This is a genomic window from Paraburkholderia sp. SIMBA_053, from assembly GCF_046534895.1.
In the GTDB taxonomy this organism is placed as follows: Bacteria; Pseudomonadota; Gammaproteobacteria; order Burkholderiales; family Burkholderiaceae; genus Paraburkholderia; species Paraburkholderia caledonica.
Genome location: NZ_JAWRXU010000001.1, coordinates 890879 through 907684, shown reverse-complemented (window position 1 = coordinate 907684; position 16806 = coordinate 890879). Strand labels below are relative to the sequence as shown.

15 protein-coding genes are annotated in these 16806 nt (G+C 60.6%); 8 read left to right on the top strand and 7 right to left on the bottom strand.

Features of this window, described 5'->3' with window-relative positions; all coding sequences use genetic code 11:
- Positions 1 to 64 precede the first annotated feature (64 nt).
- Together SB753_RS04180 and SB753_RS04175 are read left to right on the top strand one after the other, a co-directional pair.
- Entirely contained in the window at positions 65 to 1408 is a 1344-nt protein-coding gene (locus SB753_RS04180; protein WP_410799115.1) for an MFS transporter, read from the top strand.
- A 278-nt stretch (positions 1409 to 1686) separates the two neighbouring features.
- The gene (locus tag SB753_RS04175) at positions 1687 to 3156 is read left to right on the top strand and encodes an alkaline phosphatase family protein (RefSeq protein ID WP_204521751.1); all 1470 of its coding nucleotides are present in this window, start codon (positions 1687 to 1689) and stop codon (positions 3154 to 3156) included.
- 45 nt (positions 3157 to 3201) lie between these two features.
- Here SB753_RS04175 and SB753_RS04170 read toward each other — a convergent pair whose 3' ends face one another.
- On the bottom strand, positions 3202 to 5568 hold the full coding sequence (locus SB753_RS04170) for a DNA polymerase II (RefSeq protein WP_410799113.1): 2367 nt from the start codon (positions 5566 to 5568) through the stop codon (positions 3202 to 3204).
- A gap of 184 nt (positions 5569 to 5752) precedes the next feature.
- Here SB753_RS04170 and SB753_RS04165 point away from each other — a divergent pair, with 184 nt between their 5' ends.
- Positions 5753 to 6178 carry a PRC-barrel domain-containing protein gene (locus SB753_RS04165; RefSeq protein WP_020066394.1) on the top strand — a complete coding sequence of 142 codons (426 nt, stop codon included), beginning with the start codon at positions 5753 to 5755 and terminating at the stop codon, positions 6176 to 6178.
- Positions 6179 to 6314: 136 nt separating this feature from the next.
- Here the strand turns inward: SB753_RS04165 and SB753_RS04160 are convergent, their stop codons facing one another.
- On the bottom strand, positions 6315 to 7325 hold the full coding sequence (locus SB753_RS04160) for a DUF2891 domain-containing protein (protein WP_410799111.1): 1011 nt from the start codon (positions 7323 to 7325) through the stop codon (positions 6315 to 6317).
- A 347-nt stretch (positions 7326 to 7672) separates the two neighbouring features.
- Here SB753_RS04160 and SB753_RS04155 point away from each other — a divergent pair, with 347 nt between their 5' ends.
- Positions 7673 to 7876, top strand: a complete 204-nt coding sequence (locus SB753_RS04155) for a hypothetical protein (RefSeq protein WP_087753600.1) — start codon at positions 7673 to 7675, stop codon at positions 7874 to 7876.
- A 44-nt stretch (positions 7877 to 7920) separates the two neighbouring features.
- Here the strand turns inward: SB753_RS04155 and SB753_RS04150 are convergent, their stop codons facing one another.
- Positions 7921 to 8850: a LysR family transcriptional regulator gene (locus SB753_RS04150; RefSeq protein WP_020066391.1), complete on the bottom strand. Its 930-nt coding sequence runs from the start codon at positions 8848 to 8850 to the stop codon at positions 7921 to 7923.
- 211 nt (positions 8851 to 9061) lie between these two features.
- Between SB753_RS04150 and SB753_RS04145 the strand changes: the two genes are divergently transcribed.
- The 3 genes from SB753_RS04145 (at position 9062) to SB753_RS04135 (ending at position 12587) form a co-directional block, all read left to right on the top strand.
- Positions 9062 to 9931, top strand: coding sequence for an amidohydrolase family protein (locus SB753_RS04145; protein ID WP_088173980.1), 870 nt, complete (start codon positions 9062 to 9064; stop codon positions 9929 to 9931).
- A gap of 144 nt (positions 9932 to 10075) precedes the next feature.
- Positions 10076 to 11377 (top strand): dicarboxylate/amino acid:cation symporter, encoded by a 1302-nt coding sequence (locus tag SB753_RS04140; protein WP_410799109.1) that lies wholly within the window; start codon positions 10076 to 10078, stop codon positions 11375 to 11377.
- A gap of 124 nt (positions 11378 to 11501) precedes the next feature.
- Positions 11502 to 12587, top strand: a complete 1086-nt coding sequence (locus tag SB753_RS04135; RefSeq protein WP_374726800.1) for a porin — start codon at positions 11502 to 11504, stop codon at positions 12585 to 12587.
- A 42-nt stretch (positions 12588 to 12629) separates the two neighbouring features.
- Here the strand turns inward: SB753_RS04135 and SB753_RS04130 are convergent, their stop codons facing one another.
- Positions 12630 to 13781 (bottom strand): MBL fold metallo-hydrolase, encoded by a 1152-nt coding sequence (locus SB753_RS04130; protein WP_410799107.1) that lies wholly within the window; start codon positions 13779 to 13781, stop codon positions 12630 to 12632.
- A gap of 83 nt (positions 13782 to 13864) precedes the next feature.
- On the opposite strand from SB753_RS04130, the gene SB753_RS04125 reads away from it, so the two are divergent.
- The gene (locus SB753_RS04125) at positions 13865 to 14479 is read left to right on the top strand and encodes a TetR/AcrR family transcriptional regulator (protein ID WP_214879095.1); all 615 of its coding nucleotides are present in this window, start codon (positions 13865 to 13867) and stop codon (positions 14477 to 14479) included.
- 272 nt (positions 14480 to 14751) lie between these two features.
- On the opposite strand, the gene SB753_RS04120 is transcribed toward SB753_RS04125, so the two are convergent.
- From SB753_RS04120 to SB753_RS04110, 3 genes are all read right to left on the bottom strand, one after another.
- A complete protein-coding gene (locus SB753_RS04120) occupies positions 14752 to 15054 on the bottom strand; it encodes a hypothetical protein (protein ID WP_410799105.1) in 303 nt (100 codons plus the stop codon).
- Positions 15055 to 15192: 138 nt separating this feature from the next.
- A complete protein-coding gene (locus SB753_RS04115) occupies positions 15193 to 15636 on the bottom strand; it encodes a cupin domain-containing protein (RefSeq protein WP_088173978.1) in 444 nt (147 codons plus the stop codon).
- A gap of 101 nt (positions 15637 to 15737) precedes the next feature.
- Positions 15738 to 16700: a LysR family transcriptional regulator gene (locus SB753_RS04110; RefSeq protein ID WP_410799103.1), complete on the bottom strand. Its 963-nt coding sequence runs from the start codon at positions 16698 to 16700 to the stop codon at positions 15738 to 15740.
- Between the last annotated feature and the right edge of the window lie 106 nt (positions 16701 to 16806).

The following is a 16806-nucleotide window of genomic DNA, read 5'->3' as shown; positions in this document are numbered from 1 at the left end:
GCAAGAACAAAACCCGGCTTCCACGGAAAGCCGGGACGGGAAACTATTTTCTTCGGAGACATGCATGAAATCTGCAGATTCAGTCGACATCAAGGCGTTTATCGACGCACGAAAGGTGTCGCCCTACCAATGGCTCGTGCTCGTTCTGTGTTTTCTGATCGTCATGATGGACGGCCTGGACACGGCCGTGATGGGCTTCGTTGCGCCCGTCATCATGCATGACTGGAATGTGAGCCGCACCGCGTTCGGTCCGGTGATGAGCGCTGCCATGGTCGGCCTCGCGGTCGGCGCGTTGGCTGCGGGCCCTGTTGCCGATCGCATTGGACGCAAGAAGGTGCTCATTGCTTCGGTGTTCTGCTTCGGCTTGTTCAGCCTGATTTGCGCATTTGCCGAGACGCCTGTGCAACTCGTCGCGCTACGTTTTCTCACGGGCCTCGGCCTTGGCGCCGCCATGCCGAATTCGACCACGCTGCTCTCCGAATATGTGCCGTCGCGCAATCGCTCGCTGCTGCTCACGATCATGTTCACGGGCTTCAATTTCGGCTCCGGCGCGGGCGGCTTCGTCGCGGCTTCGTTGATTCCGCACTACGGCTGGCGCGCGGTGTTCATGTTCGGCGGAATTCTGCCGATTGTGAGCGTGCCGCTGCTGCTGTGGCTGCTGCCTGAATCCGCGCGTCTGATGCTGGTGCGCAAACTACCCACTCAACGTATTGCGGCGACGCTCGGGCGCGTATGCGGCCACGAATTCAGCAGCGACGTGCGCTTTACGGCGCCTGAACCGGTGGTCGCCGCCAAGGCGCCCGTGCGGATGCTGTTCGCAGACGGCTACGCATTCAGCACGCTGATGCTGTGGCTTACCTATTTCATGGGACTGCTGATCATTTATCTGCTGACCGGCTGGCTGCCGACGCTGATCAAGGACGCCGGTTTGCCCGTCGAACGCGCGGCCGCGATCACCGGCATGTTCCAGTTGGGCGGCACTGTCGGCGCGGTGGCGGTGGGCTTCGCGATGGACCGTCTGGACCGCAACGGCGTGATCGGTGCGGCCTACCTGCTGGGCGGCGTATTCATCTTTGCGCTCGGCATGGGCACGCTCAAGTCCAGCCTGCTGCCGGTTCTCGTCACGTGTGCCGGGTTCTTCATGAGCGGCGCGCAGACCGGCTTGAATGCACTGGCGCCGAGCTGCTATCCGACGCGGGCACGGGCGACGGGCGTGAGCTGGATGCTCGGGTTCGGGCGCCTCGGCGGGATTCTGGGTTCGCTCGTGGGCGGTGCGCTGCTGTCGCTCGGGTTCAGTTTCCAGGTAGTGTTCTCGGTGCTGGCTGTCCCCGCCATCATCGCGGCCGTTGCAATCGTGATGAACCGGCTTGCGCTGCGCTTCATCAGCAGCCCGGTTGCCGACGCATAAGGCCTGAACCTGGAGCTTTGCGAAGGCTTGCAGCAGGCCGCCGTTTCCGGCCGTGCTGCATCGCTCAGGCCCGGCGCGGCGTGGGCATCTAATTCACCGTTTTCCATTGCTGGCCCAAACCTGTTGCCGTGCGAGAAGCCGGGCTGCGTTGTTAGCCCGGCTTTTCTTTTTAGCGGAACAGTAATTGCTCCCTCGTTGCACGAAATCGCCCGGCGGTAAAAATCCGCCACGCGAATTCTTCCACGAAAACAGCAAGCAGCTAACAAAGGGAGACGATCATGACGACCAGGCCAACCAATCCGCCCGATGCAGGCCGCCGCAAGGTTCTTGCCGCGCTGGCAGGCTCAATAGCACTGTCGGCGTGCGGAGGAGGCGGCGGAGGCGGTAACAGCGGCGGCTCCGGAGGAACGCCAGCCGTCGGCACGATTCCTCCCGGCCGCGCAAATCTGCCGCGTCCCGCGCTACCCGATCCGGCCACCTCGGGCATCGACCACGTGGTGCTCGTCACCATGGAAAATCGCTCTTTCGACCATCTGCTAGGCTGGGTGCCCAATGCGGAAACTGCACAGAGCGGTCGAAATTTCAAAGATGCATTTGGCGAAACTCACACGCCGTTCTCGCTCCCCTCGAATGCCGCCTATGGTTTCCAGGCCTGCTCGTTCGCCGACCCCAATCACTCATATGACGCCGGACGCGTTCATCTTGCCAATGGCGCAATGAACGGCTTCCTGCTCACGCCCAACACAAGCCTTACGCGCGGCGACCTGTTGCCGATCGGTTATTTCCAGGCGGCAGACCTCGACTTCTATCGCGGCGCGGTACCGCAGTACACCGTCTGCGACTATTACATGAGCGGCATTCTCGCCGACACTTATCCGAACCGCGTCTATCTGCACAGCGGCGAAACAGACCGCTTATCGGACACGCTCGCCACGTCGACGCTGCCAACGATCTGGGATCGCCTGGACGCGAAAAACGTCTCGTCCACCTACTACTTCCACGACGTGCCGTTTACCGCGCTCTACGGCACGCGTTACGTGGGCCGCTCGAAGCTCTTTGCCAACTTTCTCTCCGACGCAGCCGCGGGCACGTTGCCGTCGTTCTGCATGGTCGAGCCGAGCTTTGGCGGCGAGGCGCAGGGCACGTCGAACGACGACCATCCTCATGCCGACGTGCGCAACGGCCAGGTGCTGCTCGGCCAGATCTACGATGCGCTACGCACCAGCCCCAACTGGAGCAGGACGCTGATGATCATCGTGTATGACGAGTGGGGCGGCTTCATGGAGCATGTCGCGCCGCCCGTCAAGCCGGTGTCCGCCGCCGAGGCCGCGCTCGGCAACGACGGCCGGCTCGGTTTTCGCGTGCCCTGCATGCTGCTCGGACCGCGTGTGCGTGCCAACTACGTGTCGCGTTATCCGTTCGACCCGAGTTCCATTCACCAGTTGCTCGCATGGCGCTTCGGTCTGGACCCACTCGGCGTGCGCGCGAGCGATTCGACAACCTTCAACCTGGCCTATGCGCTCGACTTTACCGACGCCGCGCGCACCGACGCACCGGCGATCGCGGTGACGCAAGGCACCTTTGGCTCTGCCTGCTCGAATCTATCGACGGCGACTTCGGGCGCGAGCGGCATCGAGCAACTCGACAAGAGCCAGACCGTGCCGAACACGGCGATCAGTGCGCCAGGTGGCCGTTTTGCCGAGTTGCGAACCAAAGCGGACGCGCTCGGCTTTCCGGCGCCGCAGTAAGCCTGAATGATATGGCTTGCCCGACTTTACGCTGCTGGCACCGCGTCAGAACAACTGTTTCTGGCCGGACGTCAGCCGCGTAAAGTCGTCGCGCAGCAGCGGCAAGATTGCGTCTGCAACAGGTTGCAATTGACGCGTCAGATAGTGCTCGTAGTCGATGGCAGAGCGTAGCGTTTCGAGCGGCTCGGGTCCGGCGATCGTCATGACGTAGCTGATCCAGCCGCCGTTCTGATATTGCAGCGGACGTCCTTGCCGGCGGTTGAATTCGTCGGCGACACGCGCTGCGCGCACGTGAGGCGGCACGTTGCGCTCATAGTCGCCAAGCGGCCTGCGCAGGCGCTTGCGATAGACGAGCTGATCGTCGAGCTTGCCTGCGAGCGTATCGCGCACATAGTCACGCACGTAGTCCTGATAAGGCTGCTGTGTGAAGATGCGCCGATAGAGCTCCTGCTGAAACTGCTGCGCGAGCGGAGTCCAGTCCGTTCGCACCGTTTCGAGTCCTTTGTAGACGATCTCTTCGCTGCCGTCCGGCAAAACAGTAAGCCCCGCATAGCGCTTCTTGCTGCCTTCTTCGGCGCCCCGAATGGTCGGCATGAAGAACCGCCGGTAATGCCGCTCGAACTGCAGTTCGAGTGCGCTCTCCAGCCCGAAACGCTGTTGCAGATTCTGCCGCCACCATGCGTTGATGTGGTCGACAAGCGTTCGTCCAATGCGGCTCGCTTCTTCTTCGCCGTGCGCGTGCTTGAGCCAGACGAAGGTCGAATCCGTATCGCCGTAGATGACTTCATAACCTTCGGCCTGAATCAGCTCGCGCGTGCGGTGCATGATCTCGTGACCGCGCATCGTGATCGACGACGCAAGCCGCGGGTCGAAAAAGCGGCAACCTGTCGAGCCGAGCACGCCGTAAAACGCATTCATGATGATCTTCAGTGCTTGCGAGAGCGGCTTGTTCTGCTCGCGCTTCGCTGTTTCGCGGCCTTGCCAGACCTGGCTCACAATCGACGGCAGGCAATGGCGCGTGCGAGAGAAGCGGGCGCCGAGAAAGCCCGGCACCGATTGATCGTCGGCGGGATTCAGCATGCCTTCTACCAATCCGACCGGGTCGATCAGAAACGTACGAATGATCGACGGGTACAGGCTCTTGTAATCGAGCACCAGTACCGAATCGTAAAGTCCAGGGCGCGAGTCCATGACGAATCCGCCGGGACTTGCTGCGCCCGCCACGTCGCCGAGATTAGGTGCGACATAGCCTTGCCGATGCATTCGCGGCATATACAAATGCGTGAACGCCGCAACCGAACCGCCGCTGCGGTCGGCAGGCAGGCCGGTTACGGTGGCGCGTTCCAGCAGAAACGGCAGCAGTTCTGTCCTAGCGAAAATGCGCGTGACGAGCTCGCAATCCTTCAGGTTGTACCGGGCGAGTGCCGGCTTGTCTTCGTCGAAGCGGCGCTGGATCTCATCCATGCGCTGATAAGGATTGTCGATAGCTTTGCCTTCGCCGAGCACCGCGCGCGAAACGTGTTCGAGACTAAACGACGGGAAGCTCCACGTCGCGGAGCGTAACGCCTCTATGCCGTCGATGATTAGCCGCCCGGCCGCGCCCGCAAAATAATGGTTCTGCTTGAGGCCATGTTCGCGCCATTCCATCGCGGCGCCGCCACGTCCAAGCCGAAGCGGCACGCGGTATTGTTCGGCATGCTGCTGGAGTACACGCAAATCGAACTGCACGAGATTCCACCCGATGATCGCATCGGGATCATGTCGCTCCATCCACGTGTTCAACTTTTCGAGCAACTGTGCGCGCGTTTCGCAGTATTCGAGGTCGAAGTCGAGTTCACTTGCGTCGCCGTTCGGCGGCCCGAGCATATACACCTGACGCTGCCCGCAACCTTCGAGTGCAATCGAATAGAGTTCGGCGTGGACGCTCGTTTCAATATCGAGCGACACGAGTTTCAATGAAGGACGATAGTCCGCTGCCGGTTTCAACTCGCCATTCACGAGCGCGCCGTCGCGTGCATGATCACCGCTGAACACGACCGGCGCGGTGATGAAACGCTCCATCATGTAGCGCTCGGGCGGAAAGATGTCGGCTTCATAGACGTCGACGCCGCCTTGCTTCAGGCGCTTTTCAAAGCCGGTCAACTGACGATATTGCGGACAATACAGTCCCATCACGGGCCGATGATGAAAGTCGCGCAGTTCGAGTGAACGAAGATCGAGCGGCGCTTCGCGACGCAGAATGGTTTCGGCGCGCTCGCGCTGTTCAGCCGGAATGAATGCAACCGATGTTTGATGGCGCAGACGGATATGACGAGGCCCGCCGTCCGTTGCCAGCCAGAAATCGACTTCGGTGCCGGCGGGTGTGTCCCGCCAGTGCCGCGTCAAGATGAAACCCTGTTCAAGCTCAGTCAAACTCACCACCCCGGAAACAGCGCGTTATCGCCCGATGCGATTTTACCGCCCTGTGTATGCAGCGCGCTTCGCCCCTGTGTCACCGAGCATGCAGCCGCGCGTCGCAGCCGGTATGATGCTTTCGCAGCGTTTCGTTCGGCGCGGTTATGCGCCGGTCAGATCTTCTAAAAAGGGAGTAAATAGAATGACTTTGGGCAAACTTCTGGTGGCTGTCGCGGTAGCTGCAACGAGCTTCGGCGCGCAGGCGCAAGTCGCCGGCACGCAACCCCTGAGTGTCACCGTCGAGCAGTCCAATGCGCTGCTGAACGGCTGGAGCGTGAAGAAGAGCATTCTTGGCAAGGCTGTGTACAACGACCAGAACGAGAAGATCGGCTCGATCCGCGATCTGGTGGTCGCACCGGACGGCTCGCTTTCAGCAGCAATCGTCGCTGCGGGCGGTTTCCTTGGCGTTGCGTCGCATGACGTAGCGGTGCCTATCGCAGCACTCGACATTCGCTCGGGCAATTTCTATCTGGCCGGCGCGACGAAGGCAGCCTTGAAGGCAACGCCGGAATTCCAGTACAACAAGGTCCAGGCGCCGGCGAAGCCGAAGAAGCTGTCGACACAGTGATGCAGGTGGCGGCGGATTCGCGGGCTCTACGAGAGGTCCGGCTTGAGGCGCGCGATTTGCCGCCTGATTTGTGAGTTGATCCGTCGCCCCACGCAGATCTGATTTGCAGGCCGGACATAGCCGGCCTGCACCCAACTCACGCTTCCAGTGCGAGCGTAGCGAACGTGCCCAGCCAGTGCTCGCCCATGTAATCTCCCGCCACGTGAGGCAGTGCGCTTTGCAAATGCCGCTCGGCCGAATCGAACAGCACTGCGCGCCTTATGTCTTGCGCCGGTAACGCGCGGGCCAGCGAGCGTTGACACCATGCACGGCTCAGATTGAGGCCGTCGAGGTGAGCAATCTTGCCGTCGGTGCGATCAGTGACGGTAACCGGTTCAAACAGCGTCGTGGGCTTTTTCGCACCCAGATCGGGAAGAAAGCGGCCGAACCAGTCGACGAACTGAGCGGGCGGCAACACACGCCGCATCAACTCGGCTTCCATCAGCGAAGGGGACAGAAACTCGTCGCCCGCGGGCTCCCATGCCTGGCACCCCACGTCGTGCAAAAACCAGCGCTCCGCGGTACTGACGATCAGCGCTTCGAGCTGGCTATGTGACGTTTGCCGCGCGAAATCCAGTGTGAGTGCAAGCGCGAACGCCATGTTGAAGTGCGTGCCGACACGTAACGGATAGGTGGCCTTGGGAAGGAACGTCTGGAAGCGTTCGACGAAAACTTCGGTCAGCGGCGCGAACGTTTTCGCCCACCGCGCAGCATCCGAGAGCTTCAACGAATGCAACTGTGCGCTGAGCGCGAGCAGCCATGCCCAGCCATACGGCCGCTCGAAGCCAAGGTTGTGCGGCAAGTCCAGATAAGCGCGCTCGCCGGCCACGTTTGCCGCGGTGAAATGCTCGTCGACCACAGCGACGATACGTGCTGCCTCCGGCAGGTCCGGAAAGCGCTCTATTAGATGAAGAACCAGCCAGTAGCCGTGCACGCACGAGTGCCAGTCATAGCTGCCATAAAAGATCGGATGCAATGCACGAGGGCTTTTGACGTCTTCGGGGCCGGCAAGCGAATGCGTGAGTTTGTTCGGATATTCGCGCGTGAGGTGGGCGAGCGCAAGGTTGGCGAATTTCGAAGCGAATTCGCGAGTGAGCAGGGCAGTCATTAGCAGTTCCTCGAAGGCGGAATACGAACAGGCTACTAGTATCGTATTGGCGGCTGACAATAGCAAAGCGGCAAGCGTCGCGCGCTGCCAGATGCGCTCCGGGCAATTCCGTCGCTACGGCCGGATTGGCGCGATGTTGGCGTTTGCGGCCGCGAACAGAAGGCAATTGCAGTTAAAGCGGCGCTTAAATTTTCGAATGCTGACCGGGAGGGGCGAGAGCCGAAAAAGACAGACGAGCGGTGTTCCTTTCGAGTTCTTTGCGCCGCTCTTTTGCTCCATATGCGCGTGCTATGGTCGCTTTCCAGAACAAGCAATGCGTTGATCACACGAAGATGGAGCAGTTCTTTATGCGGCGTACTAGTGCCGTGAATTTCCTGCTGGCGCGCCGGCGCATGTGCCTCGACAAGATTGCGGCCGCAACCAGCGACGACGTGCCACGCCAACGCGAAGTGGAATTTCTCGAGCGCCTGGTACTCGACGTTCGCGCGGGCCGGCTCAGTACATTTGAATTGACCCACGCAAAAGCGGTTGCCGTGGTGATTACGGATTAGCGATTTAAAGTACTGCAAGCTTATGGCGAAGACGTCCCCCTTTTCTACCTGCTGCGTACCGCACTGTAGAGGGGCAATGCCCGCTCTTCGAGCATTGCAATCGCCTGAACCGCCAGTTGCGACAACGTATGCTTACTGCTCGTCGCAATAGCAAGGCGGCTGAATAATGTCGGCTCGGTAATCCGTGTGACGCTAAAGCGCCGTTTGAGCGCGTCGCTCACGGTTGCGTTGAGCGGCAGCACTGCGTAGCCGATGCCTTCGCTGACCAGATCGAGAATCGACGACACCGCATCCACCTCCAGTTCGATGTTGAGCCTTACCCCTTGCTCGGCAGCGACTGATTCGAGCATGCGCCGGATTGCGTGCATACGCCCGGGAATTACCAGCGGATAACGCGGAATATCGCGCAACGCGATTGCATCCACCGGCTCGCGTGCGGATTCGGCTTGCGCTTCGCTGTTATCAGCACCGATCAGAAAGAGTTCTTCGGTGAATACGGTGCGTTTGTCGATCAGCGGTGTATCGAACGTGTCGTAAAGAACTGCCACATCGACACGACCCATCATCAGCCATTCGATCAGATAGGTCGACAGACCTTCTGCAACGGAAATGGTCGCGCCGGGAAACGACGTACGAAAGCTGCGCACCAGTTCGTTGGTCGCCACTTTCGCGAAGCTCGGCGTAATGCCAATGCAAAAATGCCCGCCGACGGTACCGCGCAACTCGTCCAGATCTTGCGACGCGCGCTGGACCTGCGAGAGGATCCCTTTCGAATGAGCGAGCATTCGCTGACCTGCCGGCGTGAGAGCGACGCCGCGGCCATTTCGCTCAAGCAGCGTATGGCGCAATTCCACTTCGAGTTGTCGCACGAGCCTGCTCAGCGCAGGCTGGTTGGTGTCGAGCGTAATGGCGGCGCGGGTAAAGCTGCCGAGTTCGGCCACATGCACAAACGCTTCCAGCTGCTTGAGGTCCATGGCGGGAGGTATGTGAATTTCACATATCAGCTAGTTTGGTATAGCGATTGTATCGAGCGACGCTCCCCGCGACAATCGGCTTACTTCAGCTTACCTGGCAGCTCATTTGCCAGCTTATCTGCCAGCTCATTTGCCAGCTCATTTGCCAGTCACTTGCCAGCTTACATAGAGAGCCGCGCCGCGCGGCCACCCAGATAGAGACGACGCTTCCATGAAATCCTGTTTGCCGCCCGATCCCCATCCTGTCCGGCCCGCACAGCAATTGCCCGCCAACGCCTGCGACGCGCATTGCCATGTGTTCGGTCCCGCCGAAGTTTTTCCGTATGCGCCCGATCGCAGCTATACGCCGCCCGATGCGCCTTTCGATCAATTGGTCGCGTTGCATGATTTTCTCGGCCTGAGCCGCGGTGTGATCGTGCAGGCGAGCTGTCACGGCACCGACAACACCGCGATGCTCGATGCGATAGCGCGTGGCAACGGCCGTTATCGCGGTGTCGCGATAGTCGACGGCGATGTGACCGACGCACAACTCGCCGACCTCGACGCACGCGGCGTGCGGGGCGTGCGCTTCAACTTCGTCGCGCATCTTGGCGGCGCGCCGGATCTCGACGTGTTCGACCGGGTACTGCAGCGGATCGAGCGGCTGGGCTGGCATGTCGTGCTGCATCTGGATGCGCAGGATATCCTGCAGTACGCCGAGCGGATCGAGCGTATCAAGGTGCCGTTCGTGATCGACCACATGGGTCGCGTGCGCGCCGAAGCAGGCCTCGATCAACAGCCGTTCCGGCAACTGCTCGAACTGATGCGCAATCCGCTCGCATGGGTCAAAGTCTGCGGTTCCGAGCGCGTGTCTGCAGGCCGCCGGCCTTTCGACGATGCGATTCCGTTCGCCCAAACGCTGATCGAAGCCGCGCCGGACCGTGTGCTGTGGGGCACGGACTGGCCTCATCCGAACATCAGCAAGGACATGCCGAACGACGGCGAACTGGTCGATCTGCTATTACGCTTCTGCCCGGACGAGGCATTGCGTGAAAAACTGCTGGTGACGAATCCCGCGCGGCTTTACGGCTTCGACGTGTAGTTGCAGCCGCAATCATGTCCTGAACTGCCGCGTGAGACGGCAGGCATGCGGAAGGCGACATTTATCGACTTTCCGCTCATCAATTTCGATGGAGACGAAGATGACTAGAACTGATTCCCGGGTTTGCCGATTCGGAGCCGCTTCATGAGCGAGAGTGCCGTCATGACCTCGTCCGCGCCGGGCGCGAAGAAGCCGTTTTACAGAACGCTGTATTTCCACGTGTTTGCCGCGATCGTTATCGGCGTGCTGCTCGGGCATTTCGCGCCGTCGCTCGCCGTGAAAATGAAGCCGCTCGGTGACGCATTCATCAAGCTCATCAAGATGGTCATTGGCCCGATCATCTTCTGTACTGTGGTGACCGGCATTGCCGGAATGGGCGACATGAAGAAGGTGGGGCGAGTCGGCGGCAAGGCGCTGCTGTACTTCGAGATCGTGTCGACGCTCTCGCTCGTGATAGGTCTTGTAGCAGGGCACATCTTTCACCCGGGCAGTGGCTTTAATCTGGATCCGGCCACCATCGACACAAAAGCTCTGGCCGGTTACACGACTGCTGCACATCAGCAGAATACAGTCGAGTTTCTGATGCACATCATTCCCGACACCGTCACGGGCGCCTTCGCGTCGGGCAACGTGCTGCAGATCCTGCTGATCTCAGTGCTGTTCGGCGCGGCGCTTGCAGCGACCGGAGAGCGCGGGCGCCCGCTGATTGCAATGATCGATTACTTTGCCCATACGTTTTTCGGCATCGTTCACATCATCATGAAGGTGGCGGCAATCGGCGCATTCGGCTCCATTGCGTTCACGATCGGCACCTACGGAATCGGCGCGGTTGTGCCGCTGCTGAAGCTGATCGGCGCGTTCTATGCGACGCTCGCCGTATTTGTGATCGTCGTGCTCGGTGCAATTTCGCGGCTGCTGGGTTTCAGCATTTTTCGTTTCATGAGCTATATCCGCGAAGAGATTCTGGTCGTGCTCGGCACGAGTTCTTCTGAGGCCGCGCTTCCGCAAATGCTCGAAAAAATCGAGCGCCTCGGCTGCTCGAAATCGGTCGTTGGACTCGTTATTCCGGCGGGCTATTCGTTCAATCTCGACGGCACGAACATCTACCTGACGATGGCGGTGCTTTTCATTGCCCAGGCGTTCAACATCGAACTCAGCTTGACGCAACAGTTGACGCTCGTGGGCGTGGCGATGCTGACGTCGAAAGGCGCAAGTGGTGTGGCCGGTGCCGCGTTCGTGATGCTCACTTCCACGCTGCTGGTTTTCCCGCTGATTCCAGTGTCCGGCATGGTGCTGATTCTCGGTATTCACCGTTTCATGGGTACAGGTCTCGCGATTGCGAACACGATCGGCAACGGCGTTGCCACGCTCGTCGTGTCCGCGTGGGAGCACGAACTCGACCGTTCGAAGCTGAATGCAGGCATGTCGCGTCGACGGGCGGATTGACCGCATGCTTTGACCACCTAGCCGCTGCAAAACAATAGAGATCGTTCTGGTTGCGTGCGCCTACGCGCACGCAACAGGGGCAGCTTGCGCTCAAAAAATACAAACTGGTCTGGAGACATAATCCATGTGCACAACAACAAACGGCATGCGCCACGGGGCACGCTTTAAAGCAACATGCATTGCATCGGCGCTGCTCGCGTTAGTGAGCGGCACAGCGAACGCCGATTCTTCGCAAGCCGCGGCAGGCGCTGCGTCGTTATCGACTTCGTCGGTTCAGATGTACGGCTTGATCGGCATGTATATCGACAGCGCGAAAGTCAGTACGGCCCGCGCAAGCACGGTGCAAATGGGCGGTGGCGGAATGACCACGTCGTTCTGGGGCATCCGCGGCCGTGAAGATATAGGCGGCGGTAACGCGGTGATCTTCAGCCTCGAAAGTTTTTTCCGTCCGAACACCGGACAGATGGGACGCAATACGACCGACGGGCTCTTTTCGCGCAACGCCTACGTTGGACTCACCGGCGCATACGGTACGTTCAAGTTCGGCGAGCAAACTAATCCAACGTACATCAACCAGCAATTCGTCAACCCGTTCGGCTCTTCCGTGGTCTTCTCGCCATTGATCGTGCAGTCGTATACGGCGAGCTACAACAATACGGTGATCGGCGACACCGTCTGGCAAAACGCAATCGAGTACGTATCGCCGAATTACGGCGGACTGACGGGCACGGCGATTTATAGCGTAAGCAGCACGACGGGCCATCAGGGGCGCGACAACGTCGGCCTGCATTTGACGTATGCGAATGGACCGCTGACTGCGGTGTTTTCTGCGCAGCGCGTGCGGACGGCGGCGGTCGCGCCGTCAACGGGACAGTATCTTTACCTCGCCGGCGCCGCGTACGACGCGAAGTTCATGAAGGTCTACGGCGCCGCGCAAATGACCAGCAACAACAACGTCGAAACTGGCTCGCATACTTATGAACTGGGTGTTTCCGTTCCGCTCACGCCGTCCAACGTGATTCTCGCCGAGTGGGCGCGCACCAAACACAGCGCGCCGAGAGACCGCAGCGATGTGCGCAACACGGGGAGTCTGGCCTACGAATATATTCTTTCTAAACGCACCTACGTGTACACGGTGTATTCGTACGACAAGCTCACGGCCAATCCTTCCGGCAGCACGTATGGCGTGGGCATCCAGCATACCTTCTGAAAAGGCTGCGGAAGTTCGTTGAATGGACCTCCGTACGCTGCCTCAGGAGTTCGCCCGCCCCGCGCGGTTGCATGAGAACACGCGTGCGAATGAACGCGCGAGAAAGCCCTGCGATGGCTGCGGCGCCTTAACCGGCTCAACGACATTGCGCCACCAACGCTCGCCTCGATGCGGCGCGGCGAGATCTAACAGCTGGCCCATGCGCGGGGTGGAAAGCGCGATGCCACGCGCGGCGGCAAGCCCGAGCACCCGTTCGAATGGTTCGTACCATTTGTGCATCGCCAGATCGAACGTGCCGTTATGAATCGGCACAAGCAACTGGCCGCGCAGGTCGATATGCGCCTGTACGGTGTCTTCGGGCTGCATGTGGACGTAAGGCCATTGCGCGTCGTACGCGCCCGTTTCGACGAGCGTCACGTTGAATGGACCCAGGCGTTCGCCGATGGTCCTGAAGCCGTCGAAGTAGCCGGTGTCGCCGCTGAAAAATACGCGCAGATCTTCGTCGACGATGACCCACGACGCCCACAGCGTGCTGTTGCCGTCGAACAGGCTGCGTCCCGAGAAATGCTGGGCCGGCGTCGCCGTGAATGCGATGCCGTCAATTTCAACGCTTTGCCACCAGTCGAGCTGGCGCACCTTGCTCGCGTCAATGCCCCAGTCGATCAGCCGGTCGCCCACGCCGAGCGGCGTGACGAACACCTTCGTCGTAGCGGCCAGCGCGCGCACCGTTTCCCGATCCAGGTGATCGTAGTGATCGTGCGAAAGAATCACGCCGGCAAGCGGCGGCAAATCGGCAAGCGCGATGGGCGGCGCATGGAAACGCTTCGGGCCGAGACGCTGGAACGGCGATGCACGTTCGGCGAACACCGGATCGGTCAGCCAGAATCGGCCGCGCAGCTTCAGCAGCACCGTTGAATGACCGAGCCGGTACAGGCTGCGGTCGGGCGCTGTATCGAGTTGCTCTTGCGTCAACGTGTCGACAGGCAGTGCGCCGGCCGGAACGGTTCCCTGCGGCTTGTTCAGCAGCACATTCCACGCAATGCGCACGGTTTTGCCGAATCCTTCGACGGGACGCGGCTTGACGTTGCGAAAACGCTCGCCGTCGTGCTGCGGCGACAACCCGGAAAGCTCGCGCCCGCGCTTCGCAGCGGTGAAACCGAGAACACGGCCGATCGAATCGATGAGCGCTGTCATGTGTGACGTCCTGACGTGGAAAGTAGACTGGGTAGTGTAATTTATAATCTCGAAAAGTAAACCACTCGGTGTAAAATTTCCGGATGGACCCGAGCCTCACTCATCAACGCCTGACCGACCGCAAGCGCGTCGCCGTGGTTTCCGCGGCTATCGAAGAATTCCTCGCGGCTGGCTTCGACGCGACCAGCATGGATCGCATCGCCGCGCGCGCAAACGTCTCGAAGCGGACCGTCTACAACCATTTCCCCAGCAAGGAAGCGCTCTTCGCGGAGATATTGCGGCAGTTGTGGGACGCGAGCCATTCGGGTGAGGCGTTCGCTTATCGGGCGGCAGCGCCTTTGCGCGAGCAACTGATCGAACTGTTGATGCGCAAGCTCAGGCTGATGAACGACGAGGCCTTCGTGGCGCTGGCGCGCGTAGCTATCGCCGCCGGCATCCATTCTCCGGAACGCGCGCGCGATATGGTGGCGCGCCTCGGCGAACGCGAGGAAGACCTGACTGTGTGGATCCGCGCGGCAGCCGCCGACAAACGTCTGCGGATTTCAGACCCCGTGTTTGCCGCGCATCAGTTGCAGGGTCTCGTGAAAGCATTCGCTTTCTGGCCGCAGGTGACAATGGGACAGCCGCCGCTTGACAGTGCCGAACAGCAGGCAATCGCGGACTCAACGGCCGATATGTTCCTCGCGCGCTATGCGTGAATGCCGATCCTGTTGAGGAATGCGTTTCGGGCGTCCTGAAACAGCGTCTTCAACTTCTCACAACGGGCGCAAGTCATGCATGTGTGACTGATATGCGTGGCCGTCTCTTCCCTGAACTGCGAACTCCTAAGCAATGTGACGGCCTGTGCGAGCATGCGCGGGCAGTCGTGCGGTGAAACCAATGGATGCGGCGACGCGCATGGCACTTGAACGCTGCCCGTTTTTTACATGTGATTGCAAGTTGTACCAGGGCAGCAAACGGCCGCGTTTTATCACCGTGTCGCGTTCGCATGCGGATCGTGGGTCAGGTTCTCTTGCGTTCGCGCTTGCAGTGACCGACGCCCGCACATTTCATCAAAGTGGTTGCGCTTTTTGCCGACGATGAAACGTGCGACGCGCCCGACCCGTGAGGAGAGGATGATGGAACCAGTGCTGAGAAAGGTAATGACCGCCGTGTTGATCGCGGCGCTGGCAGGCGGCACCGTGGGGTGCAAGCGCTCGGGCTCGAACGATACGGCCGGAACCGCGGGCACAGGCGGGCCGGCGGCCATGAGCAGCGGCACGGCGGCACCCATGGGCGGTGCATCGGCCGCGAGCCAGTAAGCCCGCACCGCAAGCGTTCGCTTCGCAATATCGCGGCATTTCCGCGCGACCCATTTGCAATGGGCCGGCGTGTGGCCCGTCGCGCATTGCATCGCTCCGATGCCACGCGGTCATGCGTCTGGGAGAAGCGGCGCGCGCTCTGCGTCTCCGGCAGGGTCATACGGCACGACGCGTTCGTGCTCGTCCGGCTGATTGCGGGCGACTATCGCTCTTGCTGCGACTGTGTCGTCAAGATTGAACGGCTGATGCGGCATGCCCGGAGGAATAAAAAGGAAATCGCCGGCTTCGGTAATGACCGACTCGCGCAAACCGGGACCGTAGCGGGTTTCGACTCGTCCTTCGAGCATGTAAATCGCCGTTTCATAGTCGGCGTGACAATGCGGTTCCGCATGCCCGCCGGGCGGCACGACGACCATGTACATCGACAAACCTGTTGCCCCAGCCGTGCCTCGCGAAATGCCGACAAAATACGGCAAGCGCTGGCTTGTCGTGATCGCCTCGTCCGGGCGAACCCTGACGACGGTTTGCTGTGCGTCGTGCAAAACGTTTGACATGGCGGCTCCTTGGCAACAGCGGGAAGGTTCGTCGTGGTCCGCGTTGTGAAGTGAAGTCTACGCGATAGATGCGTTGCTTTCGAACCTGAAGCTGAGCGCTGTCAGGTTCGCGATGCGCGTTTCTGCCTGCTGCGCGGTATGGCTTTCGCGCTCAGCATGTCCTTGTCTCGCGCCAAAGCCGCGCGCAAACGCGGCACCGCGAAATCAATGAAACTGCGCGTTTTCAGCGGCAATTTTCCTTGCCCCGCATGCATGATGCTCACGGGTATGGGTTCCGGTTCGAAGCTGCGCAGCACCAGTTTCAGCTTGCCTTCGTCGACGGCTCGCGCCGCCTGATACGACAGCACGTTGGTCACACCGACACCCGCCATGGCGGCGTCGATGGCCGCCTCCGCTGTATTCACCGAGAGCCGCGCGTGAATCGGAACGGCTTCGTGCGGGCCGCTGCTCGTGGCGAAGTTCCACACGTCGCCCAAAGGCAGCGAATCGAAATTCACGCACGAAAAGCGCATCAGATCGGCGGGTGTTTCAGGCTCGCCCGCCTGCGCGAGGTAGTGCGGACTCGCGCAAGCCACGCGGGTCACTGTGCCGACCTGCGTCGCGACCATGCTGCTGTCGGGAAGCTTGCCGATGCGCAGCGCAACGTCGATATGGTCGTCCAGCAGATGCAGGTTGCGGTCGGCGAGCACGAGCCGCACCGCTATCTCCCCAAACGTCGCGAGAAAATCACTGACGATGGGCAGCATATGCAGCCGCCCGAATACGATGGGTGCCGTCACGACGAGTTCGCCGCGCGGCGTGCTGTACTCGCCCGCCGCGGCGCTTTCCGCTTCGCTGACCTGCTCGAGAATCTGCTTGCACGCGGCGAGGTACGTTACGCCCGCTTCGGTCAGCGTGAGCTTGCGGGTCGAGCGTACAAGGAGACGCGCGTTCAGATGCGCCTCCAGTTCAGCGACTTTGCGGCTGACGGTGGGCAGCGGTATACGCAGCTTGCGGCTCGCCGCGGAGAAACTGCCGGTCTCAGCCGCGGCTACCAGAATCGACATTGCTTCAAGACGGTCCATGAATCCGCGCGCTCATCGAATATGAATCGATGGAAAATACCGGATTGCAGCTACTTCTGGAAGAGCGTGGGCGCGGTTATGCGAAACGGGCTGCTCGCGCTGCGCC

Excerpts from the sequence above, each read along its gene's own strand:
- SB753_RS04165 (WP_020066394.1), top strand. The coding sequence starts at position 5,753 with ATGACTTTGGGCAAACTTCTGGTGGCTGTCGCGGTAGCTGCAACGAGC.
- SB753_RS04155 (WP_087753600.1), top strand. The coding sequence starts at position 7,673 with ATGCGGCGTACTAGTGCCGTGAATTTCCTGCTGGCGCGCCGGCGCATG.
- SB753_RS04180 (WP_410799115.1), top strand. The coding sequence starts at position 65 with ATGAAATCTGCAGATTCAGTCGACATCAAGGCGTTTATCGACGCACGA.
- SB753_RS04160 (WP_410799111.1), bottom strand. The coding sequence starts at position 7,325 with ATGACTGCCCTGCTCACTCGCGAATTCGCTTCGAAATTCGCCAACCTT.
- SB753_RS04145 (WP_088173980.1), top strand. The coding sequence starts at position 9,062 with ATGAAATCCTGTTTGCCGCCCGATCCCCATCCTGTCCGGCCCGCACAG.
- SB753_RS04135 (WP_374726800.1), top strand. The coding sequence starts at position 11,502 with ATGTGCACAACAACAAACGGCATGCGCCACGGGGCACGCTTTAAAGCA.
- SB753_RS04115 (WP_088173978.1), bottom strand. The coding sequence starts at position 15,636 with ATGTCAAACGTTTTGCACGACGCACAGCAAACCGTCGTCAGGGTTCGC.
- SB753_RS04150 (WP_020066391.1), bottom strand. The coding sequence starts at position 8,850 with ATGGACCTCAAGCAGCTGGAAGCGTTTGTGCATGTGGCCGAACTCGGC.
- SB753_RS04120 (WP_410799105.1), bottom strand. The coding sequence starts at position 15,054 with ATGGGTGCCGCCGTGCCGCTGCTCATGGCCGCCGGCCCGCCTGTGCCC.
- SB753_RS04175 (WP_204521751.1), top strand. The coding sequence starts at position 1,687 with ATGACGACCAGGCCAACCAATCCGCCCGATGCAGGCCGCCGCAAGGTT.
- SB753_RS04110 (WP_410799103.1), bottom strand. The coding sequence starts at position 16,700 with ATGGACCGTCTTGAAGCAATGTCGATTCTGGTAGCCGCGGCTGAGACC.
- SB753_RS04125 (WP_214879095.1), top strand. The coding sequence starts at position 13,865 with ATGGACCCGAGCCTCACTCATCAACGCCTGACCGACCGCAAGCGCGTC.
- SB753_RS04130 (WP_410799107.1), bottom strand. The coding sequence starts at position 13,781 with ATGACAGCGCTCATCGATTCGATCGGCCGTGTTCTCGGTTTCACCGCT.
- SB753_RS04140 (WP_410799109.1), top strand. The coding sequence starts at position 10,076 with ATGAGCGAGAGTGCCGTCATGACCTCGTCCGCGCCGGGCGCGAAGAAG.